Raw genomic sequence first — 16,489 nt, 5'->3', positions numbered from 1 at the left:
CAACGATGACCTTCTGAGGCATCTCATTCGTCACCGCAGGGGCCATCGGTGATCGGCGCTTCGTGGCTATGTCGACCAACTCGAGCCGTTCCCCGACCCGCGTCTGGCCGGCTGATCTTGCCGAAACTCGCCATTCCCGCTTCGAGGCAGAACATTGCCGCCAAGCCCTCAGCAGCAAATGGTCTGGTTCACCGCCGGGCCACCGCGATGAGCGCGGTCGAAGGGATAGGAAGGATCGTGCGATCACCAGCCATAGCCCGCACTTCGGCGATGACTGCGACTTTCTCCGCATCGCTTAGACTTGTCCAATCGGGCGACATGCCGAACAGGGTATCGGGCTCGACAAGCAAGGTCATATCCACCGGGTAGTCGTAGGTGACCTCTTCGATCCGTGGGTCGTGATATCCCGCAAGAACCAGCTCGCGCGCGAAATCGGTCGGGTCGCTCAGCGCCTTGACCGCGTCCGGCATGGTCATGCCTTCACGATCAGGAAATAGCTTGCGACGGATCTGGCCGAGCAGCAGGAAGGTCGCGGCACCCCGGTCCTGCCATGTCGCAACAACGCCTGTCCCGCCGATGCGCGTTACCCTTGCCATTTCGGCAAGGCCCTTGCGCCAGTCGGGAAACATGATGACGCCAAAGATCGAGAACACCGCATCGAAACTGCCATCGTCTAGCGCCAGCGCCTGTCCATCCATCACTCGTGTTTCGACATTGGGCATGTTCGCCGCCGCAATGCGTGCCACCATGCCGGGGGAGAAATCAGTTGCGAGCACCTGCGCGCCGCTTCGTGCTGCCGTCAGCGCCAGCGCACCGGTGCCGGCCGCGACATCCAGGACGCGGCTTTCCGGTGTCAGCGTAACGCGCGCCAGCGCCGCCTTGGCATAGCGCATAGTGAAGGGATGCGCCGTCTTCTCATAATGCTGGGCGGCGGTGTCCCAATGGTCTGGGCTCTCGAACTCCGGCATGGCGAACGCTCCACGAATCATGTAACAATATAAGTATCGTGATGAGATGCGCTTGCCAATCCCTCCACGTCCGGGAAAGATCTTGCCGTGCGAAACGACAGTCGCCTTTCGAGAATGCTCCATGTGCTTCTTCACATGGCACGCCATGATGGCCCGATGACGTCCGACGCCATCGCGCGGATGCTCGGGACGAACCCAGTAGTCGTCCGCCGCACGATGGCAGGCCTGCGCGATGCGGGATATGTCAGATCGGAGAGGGGGCATGGCGGCGGATGGGGCATCGCCGCGGATCTGGAGACGGTTTCGCTACTCGATGTCCACCGGGCGGTAGGTGGTTCGCGCATATTCGCAATCGGTAACGAGCATAGTAATCCAAACTGCGCGGTCGAGAAGGTCGTCAACGCTGCGGTGGAGGATGCGTTGCGAGACGCTGAAGCGCTACTGGTCGCGCGGCTGGGCGTGGTCAGCCTCGCCGAACTGGCGCGAGGCTTCGAAGTGCATTGCGCTCAGGCTGATAGCGTCGCGCCTAAATAAACGCCTGACCCTTTGGCTACATAACACTGACAGCAGGCGACCAGCACACGCCGTTCCGATGTGGCACCGGGAATGACGGCTTATGCCGACACCTGCCGTTTGCCCTGCTTGAACCTGCTGTTCGGGACGCCAACATTGCGGACATTCGGCGGCCGAAAACAGATCCCTGAAACCTGCCTCTCGTTCATGAAGTAGCTGCGGCCGGCCGATCGACCGGCGTCGGTTTGAAAGTGGACGTTCGCGGTTTCGCCGAAATCGTATCCGGAATGAGCAACCTTGGACGATTGCGGACCGGACGGGAACCGGTCTCTACTTTGGACGCACCGACTTATCGAGCGCCGGTCAGCCAGCCGACGACGCCACGCGGCGCGTGTAGTGCAGTGCCGGCAGCCCGGACTCGCTGTCGATGATAGATGTCGGCGCGGCGTCGAAAATAGCGGCCGCGACCCGCTGCGACGCCGGGTTGTCCGGTGCGATCACCGCCTCGACATAGATCGCGGGAATTCGCGCGCTTGCGAGCCCTGCCGACAGTTCGGCGAGCGCCGCTGTCAGTGTCGCCTTGGCAAGGCCGTGCCCGCGATAGGCCTCGGGCACCGCATAGCCGATGTTGAACACCGGCTCGCCATCCTCCAGCCCGTTCTGGGCGAACATCACCAATACCGTGAGCGTCGATCCGTCGGCCCGCATATAGTTGAAGCGCGGATGCCCGTTGGGCGTGTCCGGCGCGAACAGGAGGTCGCTGTCCCGCCGCCCCGGCTGGACAGGGATCAAGCCCTGCTCGAACGCCTCCTGGAACTGAACCAGCGCGCTCATCGGATCGGTCATATGTGCCATCGTTCAGCCTTCCGCAGGCGCTGCTGTCGCCGCGGCGGTGACCGCCGCTTCCGCTACTGGACTCGGCTCGCCCTGCGGGGGTGCGGGCTTGCGCGCATCGACAATCCTGAGCAGGTGGCTGGCCAGCATCACCACCTCGATCGCCTCACCCGCATCGTTCATTTCCACCGCCCGGTGTGAATGCGGATTTTTGTAAGAGCCGATCGCGCCGGCGAAGAGATGCATGAGCGCCTCGCGCTCGCCATCATCCTGGTTCGGATCGCGCAGCGGCCCGTTGTCCTTGTGGAACGCCCGACGGATCATCGCCACGCCGTGATCGCTCGCTTCGAAGCCTGCAGCCTCTCGCACAGCGATCTCGACCGCGCGCATCGCCTGGAAAACGGCCGCCGCGAAATTACCGCGCACGAACGCCAGCCACACTTCTTCGGCGATCGCCGGATGTAGCAACTCGCGATTGAGGCGCTTCGCCATTACGAACTGCTGAAAATCCTCGGTCGTCTCGAAGGCGCGGGCGCGGCGGCTGAGCATGCGCCATGGCGCCGTATGATCGGCGGGGAAGGGGATCAGCAGGCCTTGTGCCTGCAACCACATCATAGCCTCGGTGAGCGCGAAGGTGACCGAGACACGCGCCTCGTGCGGATAGCCCTTGCCGCCTTCCGAGGGCAGCTTCTCGCTCATCACCTCGGTGATGAAATCGCTCGTCTGGAGCTGGTTTTTGTCGCGCTCGAAGCGCACGCGCATCAGGAAGAGCAGCTTGCCCGCTAGCTCTTCGGGCGCGAGCGCAAGCAGTGCCTCATGGTCCGGTATCGCGTCATGGATTTCGATCATGAGCCGATCCTTATCGGACGGTGCTGACGGCGAGAAGATGTTTGGCCCATCTGCGATGCGCCAAGGCGACCAGGGCAACCGGGCTGAAGATTTCTTCCCGATTTTTCCGTCCGGATTTCGCTTGGGTTTGTGAGGGCGGCCGGTTCGCCGCCCGATCAGGAGCCAAGCCCAATGCCCCATATTGTTTTCATCGCCGTCCAGGGTCACGATCGCCTCGTCGAGGTCGACTTGTCCGAGAACGCCTCGATCGAGATCGTCCACGCCACCGTCAAAGCGGCTGGCATCGAGATTGACGAGGAGTTCATCCTCTTCCACGACGAGGACGACGAGCCGATCGAGTGGCACGGCCACAAGCGCCCGCACAGCATCAAGCACGGCGCGAAATTGCACCTCGCCCGCTGTCGCAAGATCGACATCACCATCCACTACCTTGAGCAGACCAAGCGCCACAGCTTCGCGCCCGGCGCCCGCGTGCGCCGCGTTAAGGCGTGGGCGGTCGACCGCTTCAAGCTGGCCGAGCGCGACGCCGCAGAGCACGTCCTGCAGGTCTGCGGCGGCACCGATCGCCCGCCGACCGACACGCCGCTGCACAAGTTGGTCAAGCGCGGCCACTGCGAGCTGTGCTTCGACTTGGTCCCCGACATCCGCGTCGAGGGCTAAGATGAACGCGCCTGTCAGCCCCAGCCAGCTGCTGCTCGTGCGCGAACTGGCCGCACCGGAGTTCCGGTGCGGCCAGTTCGACGGGCGGTGGCGCCTCGTCTCCCAAGCCTGGCCCCACGTGGTCATCGCCGTGTCGGCCGCGCCGCGCCCGAACTCGCCAACCGAGTTCGGGCTGCGGTTCGAGTGCAGCGGCTATCCCCAAGTCGCCGTCACTGCGCAGCCGTGGAACCTCGCGACCGACGCGCCGCTCGCGGCGCACCTATGGCCGCGCGGCAAGCTGATCCTGCCCTCGGTCTTCCGGCCCGAATGGCAGGGCGGCACCTGCCTCTACCTGCCGTGCGACCGCATCTCGATGAACGGGCACGACGTCTGGGTGAACCAGCACCCCAACCGCCTGTGGCAACCCGCCCGCGGCATCATCTGCTACTTGGAGCAAGTCTATGATCTTCTCAATCAGGACGATTACACGGGCGCTGTCGCGGCGTAACCGCGGCATCCGCTTCGGGCCCGAGCGCTGGACCGGCCTGCTGGCCGAACTCGACCGCCGCGGCGAACGCCGGCACGAGGCCGGAGCGTTCCTCCTTGGTGCCCGCACGGGCGACCTCCGCGAAGTGCAGGACGTTGTCTTCTACGACGACCTGGACCCAGAGGCCTACTGCTCCGGCGTCTGCATCCTCCACGCCCCGGCGTTCGCCGCGCTGTGGTCGATGTGCCGGGCGCGCGGCCTCACCGTCGTTGGCGACGTCCACACCCATCCGGGCGGCGCGTTCCAGAGCGAGGCCGACCGCACCAACCCGATGGTCGCGCGCGAAGGCCACATCGCGATCATCGTGCCGAACTTCGCTACGGGCCGCCCCCCACGCGAGATACTCGGCGTCTTCGAATATCGCGGCGACCACGACTGGACCGACCATTCCGGGGCCCCCGCGCGCCGCTTCCTGCACAACGACTTCTGGAGCAAGTTCCTATGACGATCGATCCCGACCGCCTGCACCGCACGGCGAAATATTTCATGGACAGCGGACGGGCGGCGACCGCCGAGGACGCGGTCGACATGCTTTCGCGCTTCGGAATGACGATAACCATCGACGTGGCGGGCGCCACGACCCTGAACGGCCAGATCGCGCTGCTCACCCTGGTCAACGCGGCCCGGCGCACGATGCTCGGCGGTATCGAGGTCGAGGGCGTTGGGGACCAGCCTGTCGTGACGGCCCTCTCGACCGAGCCGACTCTCGGCGCCGCGGTCGCGGCGCTCGGCGGAACCTGCGTCGGGCGCACGCGCGACGACTGGCCCCGTGCGATTATTGGGGACGCCGCACCGCCGGCGAGTCCCGCACCCGCCTGGCGCCTGCGGTGGGCGGGCTGGCGCGGCGGTGTCGTCCCCGCATCGTGGACCCCGGCTGCCGCCTGCGACGCGCTCGCGCTCGCGCCGGCAATGGCCGCCGCCGCCTGCGTTGGCGAGGTCTTCGCCTGGCATGCCGGCGACCACGACATGGCGGGTCGGCGCGCGTCGGGCCTGTCGATATGGAACCCGGGCGCGCCCTGGACGGACCCCGATCCCACCGAACCGCCGCTCAATCACCTTCCCGCCAAGCTCTGGCTGATCGGCCTCGGCAACCTCGGCCAGGCCTTCGCTTGGTGCCTCGCCTCGCTGCCGTATCCCGAAGGGGCGGATACGACGCTGATGCTCCAGGACTTCGACCGGATGGCGGAGTCTAACGACAGCACCTCGCTGCTGGCGGTGCCCGAGCAGCCGACCGCGATGAAGACCCGCTGGGTCGGCGACTGGCTCGAGCGCCGCGGGTTCGAGGTTCTGCTCGAGGAGCGGCGGTTCGGTACATGGACTCGGCGCCACCACCTCGAGCCCGGCGCCGCACTGTGTGGCGTGGACAACGCAGTTGCCCGCGCAGCCTTGGAGGAGGCGGGCTTTGACTTGGTGGTGGAAGCTGGCCTTGGCGGCGGGACGCAGGGGTTCCGCAACTTCTCGCTGCACAGCTTTCCCGGCCCTAAGCGCGCAGGTGCGATCTGGGGAAGCACCGCGGCAACGGCGATCGCCCCCGACGTCTCGACTATGCCGGCCTACCGGACGATGAAGGACAACGGAGTGGACGGATGCGGCGTGACACAAATCGCGTCGCGCACGATCGGCGTGCCCTTCGTCGGACTGACCGCCGCGATTCTCGCTGTCGGCGAACTGCTGCGGAGGCTCCACGGCGCCGACGCCATGGCGGTCGTGTCAGGGTCTCTTATGGCGCTCGAAGACACCGTCGCTTTCACCGGCAAAGACGAACCCTACGCCCACGGCCACATCGACATCGGTCACGCCGGTCCCCCGGAGCCGGCTACCGTCCGTCGCCAGGCTTGCAGAAAAACTTGAAAGCCGCCGTTCGCTCAGATGGCGTTGATGTACACAATGGTGCATTTCGAGACCTACATCTTGTAAGTGGCGGTGATTTGCTTCCACACACGTCTTGTTTGTTTGGGAGCGGCCCCGAAAATGAGGTGTCGATCTGACTTTGGGGGATTTGGTTGACAAGCTTCAGGTTCCTACACGCCGCCGACATTCATCTCGACAGTCCTCTGCATGGCCTCTCGAGATACGAAGGCTTACCGGTTGACGAGATTCGCTCGGCGACGCGCGCAGCCTTCGACAACCTCGTGCAATTCGCGATCGACGAGGCGGTCGACTTCGTCGTGATCGCGGGCGACCTCTTCGACGGCGATTGGCGCGACATGGGCACCGGCCTCTACTTCGCAAAGGCGATGGGACGGCTCGACCAGACGGGTATCCCGGCATTCCTACTGGCCGGCAACCACGACGCGGCCTCGGTGATATCGCGCACGGTCCCTTGGCCGCCCAACGTCCATCTGTTTGATTCGAGGCGGCCTGAGACGCACCGCCTCGCCCACCTATCCGTTGCGGTCCATGGCCAGAGCTTCTCCACGCCAGCCGTTACCCAGAACCTTGTCCTCGCCTATCCACCGGCCGAGCCGCACATCTTCAACATCGGCATGCTCCACACGGCCCTGGCCGGCCGGCAGGGCCACGCTAACTATGCGCCCTGCAGCGTCGAGGACCTGCGGTCGCGAGGTTATGACTACTGGGCGCTCGGTCACGTTCACGAGTTCGAAGTCGTCAGCAACGAGCCCTACGTGGTCTTTCCCGGTAACGTGCAAGGCCGGACCATCAGGGAGATCGGTGCTAAAGGTGCGGTCCTGGTGGATGTGGCCGACGGCGAGGTCGCGTTCGTGGAGCGGGTTGAGCTCGACGTGATCCGCTGGGCGCGCCTCGACGTGAACTGCGCCGGGGTGGGTATGGACGACGCGGAGGGCGTGCTGCGGTCCGCGCTCGTCGGCCTCCACGGCATGAATGCCTCGGGTCGGCCGCTGATTGTGCGCGTGACGCTTGTGGGGGAGACGGCGGCAGCCGGCGAGTTACGCGACCGCGCGGCGACGCTGCGCGATGACGTGCGCGCGATCGCCACCTCTATCTCCCCGGACCTGTTTGTCGAGAAGGTGCGGGTCGAGGTGACCGAACCGGCGAGGACGACGGTCGTGGTCGGCGAGGACCTTGGCGCGATGATCGACGGAGCGGCGGCCGATCCCGACCTCTTGGCCGTGATCGGTCGCGACTTCGAGCGCTTCATGCTGGCGGCGAGCACGTCGCTGGACGAGCCTGATGATGGCGAACTTCGGCTGGCGGCTACGCGGGGTGACTGGGCGAGCGTCCTAGCCACCGCGTCGACCGCGCTGCGGTCGCGCCTCACGAGGGATTGTTAAGCATGCGCTTCTCCCGCCTCTCGCTCGAACGCTACGGGCGCTTCGAGGACTGCGTGCTGGACTTCCGTTCCGGCAGTCCCGATCTCCATGTCATCTACGGCGAGAACGAGGCCGGCAAGACGACATCGCTGGCCGCGGTTTCGGACCTGCTCTTCGGCTTTCCCCAGCGATCGCCATACAATTTCATGTTCGACTATTCGCTGCTCCGCGTCGGCGCGGTACTCGAGGACGGCGGCACGACGCTCGCTTGCCGCCGGAAGAAGGGGACGGTCGGCACGCTGCTTGGTGCCGACGACGCCGCGATCGACCAGGGGCCGCTCGCCGCGATGCTGCGAGGCCAGACCCGCGACACTTTCGGCCTCTCATTCAGTCTGGATCAGGCGGCGCTCCGCTTGGGTGGACAGGCCATGGTCGAGGCGAAGAACGATGTCGGTCGCACGCTGTTCGCTGCGGGGTCCGGCCTGACCGGTATATCCGACGAGCTGCGCCGCCTGGAGGCGGAGGCCGACGCGATCTGGGGCCCAACCACCCGCGGCAGCCGCACGTTCACGCAGGTCCAACGCCAACTTGCGGAGGCCGCGAGGATCGTGCGCGATGACGCGCTGAAGCCAAAGGCTTGGTCGGACGCCAGGATCGCCACGGAGCGGACGCGCGAGGCGCTTGAAGTGGCGCGCCGCGATCGTGACGCGGTCCAGACCGAATCCAGGTCTGCCGAACGCGTCAGGCGTGTCGCACCGCTCGTCCGGCGCCGCGAGGAGCAGATGGCTGCACTCGCCGACTACGACGGGGTCGTAGACCTAGGGCGTCAGCGCGAGATCGCCGCCGCGGAGTTGATCCGTGATGCGGATGAGGCGGTCCGCGCGATGGCGACGGCCGAGAGCCTGCGCGCGGACATCGCCGACCGGCGTGCCGCCGTATCGACCGATGCGCAAGTGCTCAGGGAGGCGGAAGAGGTCGATCGCCTCATCGCCGAGGCGGGCGCCGAGATCAAAGCGAAGCGCGACCTGGTCGGGCTTGAGGCGGAGCACGCCGACGCGAAGGTGGCGGTCCGCCGTCTCCGCGCCGAAGCAGGCCCGAACGCCGATGCGGAGCCCCCGCGCGAACTCGCGGCGCGCTTGCGAGAGCTCTCCCGTATCGACGGCGAGCAGCGCCTGGCGGCGCGCCAGCTCCAGGAAGAGCTGCAGCGCATCGATGAGCGGCGGAGTCGTGCGGAGGCGGCGCTTGCCGCTAACATGATCGGCGACGCCGACGACGCGTTGGCGTCAGCCGTCGATGAGGCGCGCGCGATGGGCGCCGACGCCGACTCCCGCTGCGACGCCGCGCGCATCAGGTTGGACGCCGCCAGGCGCCGCGCCGCCGAAGCGCTTGCCCGGCTCGCGCCTTGGACGGGCGATGCGGATGCGCTCGCCCGCCTGCCTAGGGTTGACGCCACCGAGATTCAGGAGGCGCGCGACGCCCTCGCGGCCTTGGACACGGACATCCGTCGCGAGGAGGAGGCCGCCCAGCGCGCGTCGGATCAGTCTTCGGCCGCAGCGCTCGAGATCTCGCAGCTGGCGACCGGGACAGCCGTGTCGATCGAGGACATCCTGGAGGTGCGGGCCGAGCGCGACCTTCTGTGGCGGCCGCTCCGCGACCACCTCTTGGATGGCGCGTCCCTCGCATCTCCGGCAGACGCGGTCGCGGATTTCGAGACCAGCGTCGTGGCGGCGGACGGGCGGGCAGATTCACGCTACGCAGCCGCCGACGCATCGGGCCGGTTGTCACTGCTGGAGCGGACGCGGGCGTCGCACGACCTCGCTCGCGAGCAGGCTGCGGCCCGCGCACTGTCAGCGCGCGACCGTCACGAACAGGTCCTTGCCAGCTGGGGTCGCCGGCTGAGCGATGCCGGCTTGCCTGCATTGGATCCTAGCAGGTTCAATTCCTGGCAGGCGGCCCGCGACGCGTGCGAGGCGGCGCAAACCGAGCTGCGCGGCCTGGTCTCGGAGGCCGAGCGGTCCGACGCCAAGCGTGATGCGGCGCGCTCGGCGCTCGCCGCCGCGCTTGGCACCACGGATGCCGCCGGTCCTATCGGGCCTGTGCTCGCTAGGGCGGAGGCGCGCCGCGCCGCGTCCGAGGACGTCTCGCGTAAGCGCCTGCTGGCGCAGGCGGAACTGGATCAGGTCGGCGTCGAGACTACCGCGCTCGACCGAAGGGCTCGCGTCGCGGAAGGAGAAGCGACGACGAATGCCGCGGCGTGGGCCGCGGCGTTGGCCGAGGCGCGCCTAGACATCGACGTGACCGCCTGCGGAACCATCCTCGATCTTCTCGATGAGCTTCGCGAGGCGTCTTCGTCCGAAGCACTCCTTCGTCGTCGCATTGATGGCATCGCGCGCGACACCCGGGATCACGCGACGGCGGTGGGACGGCTCGCCGACACGCTCGGCATCGCCGCGGGCGAGGTGCCCGAGCGTCTCCGCTCGATGCGAGACCGGCTCGCGGCGGCGCGGATCGCGGCGACGCTTCACAGTTCGCTGGACGAGGAGGACCGTCGCCGCCAGGGCGAACTGCAGGAGGCGCAGGCCAAGCTGAAGGCGACCGACGAAGCTCTCGCGCCATTCCGCGCGGAAACCGGCGCGGCGGACAGGATTGCGCTCGGCGCGGCGATCGAGCGCTCAAGTGCCAAGCGCGCGTTGGTCGAAGGGGTAGCCGCCACCGAAAGCGCGATCACCGAGGCAGGCGACGGTCTCGGACTCGACGCACTTGTCGCCGCGGTTCAGGCAACCGACCCGGATCAGGTTGCGTCGCAGTTGGCGATGCTGGAACCTCGTCTCGATGACCTAAACGCGGCGGTGGATGCGGCCGCAACTGCTCACGGTGACGCCCGTGCCACCTTCGCGGCGCTCGACACGGGCAGCACCGCCGCCGTCGACGCGGCGGCCGATGCCGAGCAGGCACGTTCGGAGTTGGGAGCGCTCGCCGAGGATTACATCCTGAAGCGGACGCAGGCGGTTACGCTTAAGTGGGCCATCGAGAGGTATCGAGAGCGACATCAGGATCCGTTGCTGCTGCGCGCGGGAGAACTTTTCTCGACCCTGACCACGGGACGCTACGCGACGCTCAAGGTGGACACCGACGGTCCCAGCCCCCGGCTCCGGGGCTTCCGCGACGACCTGCGGACGATGGTCGACGTCGACGCGATGAGCGAGGGCACCACCGACCAGCTGTTCCTCGCGCTGCGCCTCGCTGCGCTCGAGCAGTCGGTTGCGGCCGGGGTTGCCCTACCGTTCCTCGCCGACGACCTATTCGTTAACTTCGACGACCGCCGGGCGGAGGCGGGCTTCCGGGTCTTGGTTGAGGTAGCCTGGAGCACCCAGGTGCTGTTCTTCACCCATCACCCGCACCTCGTCCAGATCGCAAAGTCCGTGGTGGGGGCCGAGCTTCATTCCGAATGCGCGCTTGCATGATCGAGCGGGTGAACTTTTTTTCCGGATTTTCTGTGTCAGTGTTCGCTCGTGTCTTTGAGGTCCAGATATGGAGGAGATACCGATGAGTGACGCGGACGATGAGCCTCCGCTGCCGGGCGACCATCAGAGCTGGCGCCTGGTCGTCAACCACGGCCAGCTGTCCGGTTTCCCGGAAGGGGTGATCGTCGGGGCGATCCGAGCGAACTACCGCCGCTTGGGCGTCGACCAGCAATTCGTGCGGGAGATGATCCGCTTCATTTCCCGTCGCATGCTGGAGGTCATCCGAGGCGAAATCTCTTCGACCGCTTTCCCCAATCAAGGCCGCGACGTCGTCGAGGACGTGCACGCCGCCATGTTGGATGCGCTGTTGTCGCCGACCGCCGCCGACGGCGAGGGCCTCCGGAAGTGGTTCAAGTCCACGCTCCGCACGCGTTCGATCGATCACGCGCGCAAGGCCATCATCGCAAAGAAGCGCAATCCGGACACGGTCGACGACCCCGGCGACATGGCGGATCCGCAGACCGAGTTGTTCTCCCATGCGGAGCAGGAAGTCTACGTGCAACGCATCCTGGAAAGCATCCGGGACAAGGACAAGCGCGCGGCCTTCATGCTCCACATGCAGGGGGTGCCCTGCAGCAGCAAGAAAGGTCCTTCGATCGCGAGCATCCTCGGGATCAGCCCGGACACCGCCGCTTCCAGGGTCGCGGCTGTCCAGAAGCAACTAACCAAGAAGATCGGAAATTCGTGATGGAAGACAATCAGCAGGAAAGGGACGAAGCGCTGATCGCATTCCACGAGGAATGCGATATTCCAACCCGCGCCGACGTGGAGCGCTGGGTGGTTCTTCACCCGAAGTTCGCGCATGACATCCGCGAGCACGCAGCCGTCCGTCTGGCCATGCTGGCCGACACCATCGAGGCCGCTGTCGAGCTAGATGACGACATGATCGCCCGGGCCGGGAGCCGCGTGCAGGCCGCCATGTTCGCGGCGGAGGCCGGGGATCGGGTCGTCGACGCAACCGCCGAGGCGGGCCCGACGCTTAATGGCATGCTCAAGTCGGCGGGCCTGACCCAACCGGAACTCGCCCGCCGGCTGCCAATAAAGCGTGTCGTCGTGGCGGACCTTTTCGCCGGCCGCATGCGCGACCTTCGGCCACGCTTTTCGACAGCGATATCGCGGGAGCTCGGCGTGTCGGTGGCGGCATTCAACGTCGCCCATGCGCACGCCGCTCGCATTCCGGCGCTTGGTGGCCGCGCCAAGTCCGTAGGTCAGCCGGTTGTGAACCAACGAACCTTCGAGGAGATCATACGATCGTCCGGGATGAGCGAGGAAGAGATTGCTTACTGGTTGGCCGACGTCTGATGGACGCTTGGAGCGACATCCGGCTCGCCGCGCGCGACTGCCGCACAGCCGCGTTGGCCAAAACAGGTGCCGCTCCGACAGCCCGCCAGCTTGTTGACGCGATGGCCGGCCTGCACGACCTGGAGATCGTCGAGTTCGATCCGGGCACGCGGGCCGGTGACAACGTCCTGGGCTTTTTCGAGCGCGGTTCCGGCATCGTCCACGTCGCGCGCGGTCAGACTATTGAGGATGAGGCTGTCGTCATTGCGCACGAGCTCGGCCATTTCCGGCTGCACAAGGATGCCGAGAGCGACGTCACCGACGTGTCAATGAGGCTTTCCGGCGAACCCGTGGAGAGCGGCGGTGCCCGCGTCGACGGCTATTCCTCGCGCGAGCGAAAAGAGGTGCAGGCCGACGTCTTCGCGGGCGAGTTCTTGTGTCCTTCGGACTGGCTGAGGGCCGAGCTCCTCACCGGCGCTCGGCCGTCGGCGATCGCGGCCCGGCTCGGACTGCCGCGCAACCTGGTGCTGCAGCAGGCCATCCGGGCGCTCCTACTCCCACCCCTCGTCCGCCACGAGATCGAGGAGGGCGAGAACGTCGTCTACGACCTGGATGCAGATCAGCAGGCGGCCGTCGACTGGTCTGACGGGCCTCTCCTGGTCCACGCCGGTCCCGGGACGGGCAAGACGCGCACCCTGGTCGAACGTGTCACGCGCATTCTGAAGGAGGACGAGGCGTCTTCGATCCTCGCGCTCACCTTCTCCAACAAAGCGGCGGAGGAGATGCGCGAGCGACTGTCGGCGGTCGATGCCGACGCTGCGATCGAGATGTGGGTCGGCACCTTCCACAAGTTCGGGCTCGAACTGGTCACCTGCTACGCGGGCCGGATCGGCCGTACCGAGAAGGTCAGGATCTTCGATCCAACGGCCAGCCTCGCGCTGCTCGAGGCCAACCTCGAGCAGCTTCCGCTGCGCCACTACCAGAACTTGTTCGAGCCGGCGCTCGAACTCGCGTTCGTGGTGAGCGCGATCTCCAGGGCCAAGGACGAGCTGATCGGTCCGGAGGAGTACCTCGATGCGGCCGAGGCGGACCTCGCGGCGGCGGACACGGACGAGGCCGCGCGGGAGGTCGCGGAGAAGGCGGTCGAGGTCGGCAATGTCTACGTGATATACGAGCGCTTGCTCGAGGAGGCGGATGCGGTAGATTTCGGCGACCTGATCCGGCACGCGGTCACGCTGCTCAAGGATACCGAGGTCCGGACGGAGGTACTCGGGCGCTACCGCCATCTGCTCGTCGATGAATACCAGGACGTGAACTTCGCCAGTTCCGCGCTCCTGCGCGCGTTTGTCGATGATTGCCGCGACATCTGGGTGGTCGCGGACCATCGCCAGTCGATCTATCGGTTCCGGGGAGCCGAGCCCTCAAACGTCGAGCGCTTCACCGCGGAGTTCGACGGCAAGCGGCTCAGTCTCGGCATCAACTACCGCTCGGGCACGCCGGTGGTCCGCGCCTTCGCCGCCTTCACCGGTGGCATGGCGGGTGGGGCGGCGGCGCAGTGGCGTGCTAACCGCGGGGCGGTCGGCGACGTCACGCTCGAGGTCTGCGCGACCATCGAGGACGAGGCCTGTGCGATCCGCGACCGGGTCGAGCGGCTACGGGCCGCTGGCGTGCCCTACCGGGACCAGGCAATCCTGGCGCGGAGCCATCTCACGCTTGGCCGCCTGACCGCGCTGCTCGAGAGGCTCAACGTCCCCCTACTGTATCTCGGCGACCTGTTCGAGCGCGGCGAGATCCGCGACCTGCTGTCGCTGGTAGCGCTCGACGCCGAGTTCGGCGGGATCGGACTTGTCCGGGTCGCGCAGCTTCCCGCATACGGCGCGACTGAAAAGGACGCCCTGGCGGTGATTGCCTGGGCCGCGGCGGAGAAGCTGCCCGTCATCCAGGCGTTGTCGAGGGCCGCCGAGATCGACGGCCTGTCTGACGCGGGACGCAGCGGGCTCGCAAAGCTGGGCGCGGAGCTCGCCTTCGTCGGCCCAAGCACCTCGCCTTGGTCGATGCTGACCGGTTGGCTGTTCGAGACCGGCGGTTACCTCGATTCCCTCGTTCGGAGTTCGGCCCCGGCAGACCATCAGAAGCTCATTGCGATCTACCACCTGCTCAAGGTATGCGGCGAGCACGATGCGGTCGGCGATGGGAGCAGGAAGCGCCTACTGGAGCGCATCCGCCGCATCGAGCTGCTGAACCAAGATAGCGTCTACCGGGCGATATCGGCGGAGGCGACCGACATCGACGCCGTGCGCGTCCTTACCATCCATGGCAGCAAAGGGCTGGAGTTCCCGGCGGTCCATCTGCCCGCGTTGGCGACGAGATATATGCCGGCGAGCCGCAAGGGCTCGAGGACGCCTGTCTTGGCGAAATACCCGCAGCTGAACATGGCGAAGGACGACCACGACGCCGAGGAGGAGTGCCTCTTCTTCGTCGGCCTGTCCCGCGCACGCGATCATCTGTCGCTGACGCGGGCGGTAAAATACACCACGCAGAACGCGACGGCGTCGAAGTTCCTGGACTCGGTCTCTGCGATACCGGCGACGTCCCGCACGGTTCCCTCCAGTGTGCCGCCGCCGATCGCCCTACCGCCCGTGGTCGTCGAGAGGCGGACCAGCTATTCCGCCAGCGAGCTTGAGACCTACATTCGCTGTCCCGCGAGATACCGGTACGAGCAGCTGATGGGCTTGCGCGGCGGCGCCGACGGGGCCGCGTTCCTTGACTTTCACCGCTGCGTGCGCCGGACGCTAGCATGGAACCAGGACCGTCGCGCCGCAGGCGTCGCGACTAGCGCAGCGGAGTCGCTGGCGTATCTCGATGAGGTCTGGGCGGAGCGCGGCCCTGTTGGCCACGGTTTCGAGGTATACTACCGGCAGGCCGCGAACAGGATGGTGGCCAATGGGGCTGTCTTCATCGCTACCGAGGGGGGCGCGTCTGTCGACGGGGAACTCGACGTCACGATCGCCGGGCGCACGGTCACGATGGAGCCTGACCGTCTAGTAGAGGCCGGTGGCGTGGTGCGCGTGCAGCGGATCCGGACCGGCCGGCAGACGAAGGGCGAGGGGGACAAGCCAATCTACGGTGCGTTTCGCTTGGCGGCGCAGAAGCGGTTTCCGGGCAGGACGATCTCTGTCGGGGCCTATTATCCCAGCGACGGTGAGACGCGGGAGTTCCCAGCCGGCAAGGAGGACAAGGCCATCAAGGCGTTTGAGGGCGCGATCAACGGGATAGAGGCTGGGCAATTTCCTGCCAAGCCGGACGATCCGCGCTTCTGCCCAAACTGCCAGTGCTACTTCATCTGCGGCACATAGAACGGGAAGCTAACTCGCCAGTTCTCAGTTACGAATGTCCGCTAGCCCAATCTGCGCCCCCGAAAGGTGTCGTTCCGGATCGTCCGCAAGCTCAGACCTTGGCGAAAAGGCTTATGACGATCAACGAATGGCGGGTGTCGCAAATAACCGGACGTTCCCAGTCGCGCTGCCGAAGGGAAGGAATGTCCCAGGCCCGGCCGTGCATCAAAGAACGCAGCGACCCGAGGTGACCCGTCCATTCACGTCCAGCCTTTTCCACGAATCCAGATCGTGCTATTAATGCTCTCGGCGACTTCGCAAGTTTATGATTTTGTTGTGAAATCAACCGCTTAGGTGGCGCCCCAGAAAGCTCTTCTGGCACCATCACTTCTCAAGTGATTGAGAGCGTTGGGGGATCATCGCAAGATGGTCCCCCAAGTTCGTTCTGCTACGATAAACTGCTACGGTTTGGTGCCGATAGTCCGCAGCGAAAGTCCCGGAAATCTGCGGGAAATGGTCCGCGCGGCTGTTACGGCTTCAATTCCCGTTTTGTGCCCGAAGGGAGCACCTTCGTGGTTACCGATTTTGACGTCCGACGTGACGTGCCCTGCGACCTTCAAGCTACTCTCCACCGTATCGAGCTGGAGACCCGCAAAAACCGGGTAATTTCTGGCGAAGCGGGCTGGTTTGATGACGTCGAGGCTTCGGGGCGCACCAAGGGCATCGTTCGGACCAATTTCCATCATGCCCGGCGTTGATTTCGCCG

14 protein-coding genes are annotated in these 16,489 nt (G+C 66.0%); 10 read left to right on the top strand and 4 right to left on the bottom strand.

The genetic code is table 11. The features are described 5' to 3' along the window. Nucleotides 1-188: 188 nt before the first annotated feature. Complete coding sequence (locus tag V2S85_RS22210; protein WP_330704993.1) at nucleotides 189-968, bottom strand: class I SAM-dependent methyltransferase; 780 nt, start codon at nucleotides 966-968, stop codon at nucleotides 189-191. A gap of 87 nt (nucleotides 969-1,055) precedes the next feature. On the opposite strand from V2S85_RS22210, the gene V2S85_RS22205 reads away from it, so the two are divergent. Then, nucleotides 1,056-1,502: an Rrf2 family transcriptional regulator gene (locus V2S85_RS22205; protein ID WP_330704992.1), complete on the top strand. Its 447-nt coding sequence runs from the start codon at nucleotides 1,056-1,058 to the stop codon at nucleotides 1,500-1,502. Between the two features lie 342 nt (nucleotides 1,503-1,844). Here V2S85_RS22205 and V2S85_RS22200 read toward each other — a convergent pair whose 3' ends face one another. Beyond that, nucleotides 1,845-2,327 carry a GNAT family N-acetyltransferase gene (locus V2S85_RS22200; RefSeq protein WP_330704991.1) on the bottom strand — a complete coding sequence of 161 codons (483 nt, stop codon included), beginning with the start codon at nucleotides 2,325-2,327 and terminating at the stop codon, nucleotides 1,845-1,847. Between the two features lie 12 nt (nucleotides 2,328-2,339). Beyond that, nucleotides 2,340-3,371: a TIGR02391 family protein gene (locus V2S85_RS22195; protein WP_330704990.1), complete on the bottom strand. Its 1,032-nt coding sequence runs from the start codon at nucleotides 3,369-3,371 to the stop codon at nucleotides 2,340-2,342. Between V2S85_RS22195 and V2S85_RS22190 the strand changes: the two genes are divergently transcribed. The 9 genes from V2S85_RS22190 to V2S85_RS22150 all read left to right on the top strand — a co-directional run bounded on the left by V2S85_RS22190 (nucleotide 3,336) and on the right by V2S85_RS22150 (nucleotide 15,744). Further along, nucleotides 3,336-3,824: a hypothetical protein gene (locus tag V2S85_RS22190; protein WP_330704989.1), complete on the top strand. Its 489-nt coding sequence runs from the start codon at nucleotides 3,336-3,338 to the stop codon at nucleotides 3,822-3,824. The two genes, V2S85_RS22195 and V2S85_RS22190, sit on opposite strands and share 36 nt — an antisense overlap. A gap of 1 nt (nucleotide 3,825) precedes the next feature. Next, complete coding sequence (locus V2S85_RS22185; protein WP_330704988.1) at nucleotides 3,826-4,311, top strand: DUF7665 family protein; 486 nt, start codon at nucleotides 3,826-3,828, stop codon at nucleotides 4,309-4,311. Next, nucleotides 4,265-4,795: a Mov34/MPN/PAD-1 family protein gene (locus V2S85_RS22180; protein ID WP_330704987.1), complete on the top strand. Its 531-nt coding sequence runs from the start codon at nucleotides 4,265-4,267 to the stop codon at nucleotides 4,793-4,795. Before V2S85_RS22185 ends, V2S85_RS22180 begins: the two co-directional genes overlap by 47 nt. Next, nucleotides 4,792-6,201 (top strand): hypothetical protein, encoded by a 1,410-nt coding sequence (locus V2S85_RS22175; RefSeq protein ID WP_330704986.1) that lies wholly within the window; start codon nucleotides 4,792-4,794, stop codon nucleotides 6,199-6,201. The genes V2S85_RS22180 and V2S85_RS22175 overlap by 4 nt, the downstream gene beginning before the upstream one ends. Nucleotides 6,202-6,353: 152 nt before the next feature. Then, nucleotides 6,354-7,604: a DNA repair exonuclease gene (locus V2S85_RS22170; protein WP_330704985.1), complete on the top strand. Its 1,251-nt coding sequence runs from the start codon at nucleotides 6,354-6,356 to the stop codon at nucleotides 7,602-7,604. A gap of 2 nt (nucleotides 7,605-7,606) precedes the next feature. Beyond that, on the top strand, nucleotides 7,607-11,047 hold the full coding sequence (locus V2S85_RS22165; protein ID WP_330704984.1) for an ATP-binding protein: 3,441 nt from the start codon (nucleotides 7,607-7,609) through the stop codon (nucleotides 11,045-11,047). A gap of 82 nt (nucleotides 11,048-11,129) precedes the next feature. After that, the gene (locus V2S85_RS22160) at nucleotides 11,130-11,795 is read left to right on the top strand and encodes a sigma-70 family RNA polymerase sigma factor (RefSeq protein WP_330704983.1); all 666 of its coding nucleotides are present in this window, start codon (nucleotides 11,130-11,132) and stop codon (nucleotides 11,793-11,795) included. Continuing rightward, nucleotides 11,795-12,409: a helix-turn-helix transcriptional regulator gene (locus V2S85_RS22155; protein WP_330704982.1), complete on the top strand. Its 615-nt coding sequence runs from the start codon at nucleotides 11,795-11,797 to the stop codon at nucleotides 12,407-12,409. The genes V2S85_RS22160 and V2S85_RS22155 overlap by 1 nt, the downstream gene beginning before the upstream one ends. Then, nucleotides 12,409-15,744 (top strand): UvrD-helicase domain-containing protein, encoded by a 3,336-nt coding sequence (locus tag V2S85_RS22150; RefSeq protein WP_330704981.1) that lies wholly within the window; start codon nucleotides 12,409-12,411, stop codon nucleotides 15,742-15,744. The genes V2S85_RS22155 and V2S85_RS22150 overlap by 1 nt, the downstream gene beginning before the upstream one ends. Nucleotides 15,745-16,184: 440 nt before the next feature. Here the strand turns inward: V2S85_RS22150 and V2S85_RS22145 are convergent. Continuing rightward, nucleotides 16,185-16,489: hypothetical protein (locus tag V2S85_RS22145; RefSeq protein ID WP_330704980.1), on the bottom strand; the 305-nt coding region annotated here is incomplete at its 5' end.

It is taken from the genome of Novosphingobium resinovorum (assembly GCF_036352595.1).
Classification (GTDB): Bacteria; Pseudomonadota; Alphaproteobacteria; order Sphingomonadales; family Sphingomonadaceae; genus Novosphingobium; species Novosphingobium resinovorum_B.
The sequence above is the reverse complement of the archived record's forward strand: the minus strand, read 5'-3'. Positions and strand labels throughout refer to the sequence as shown.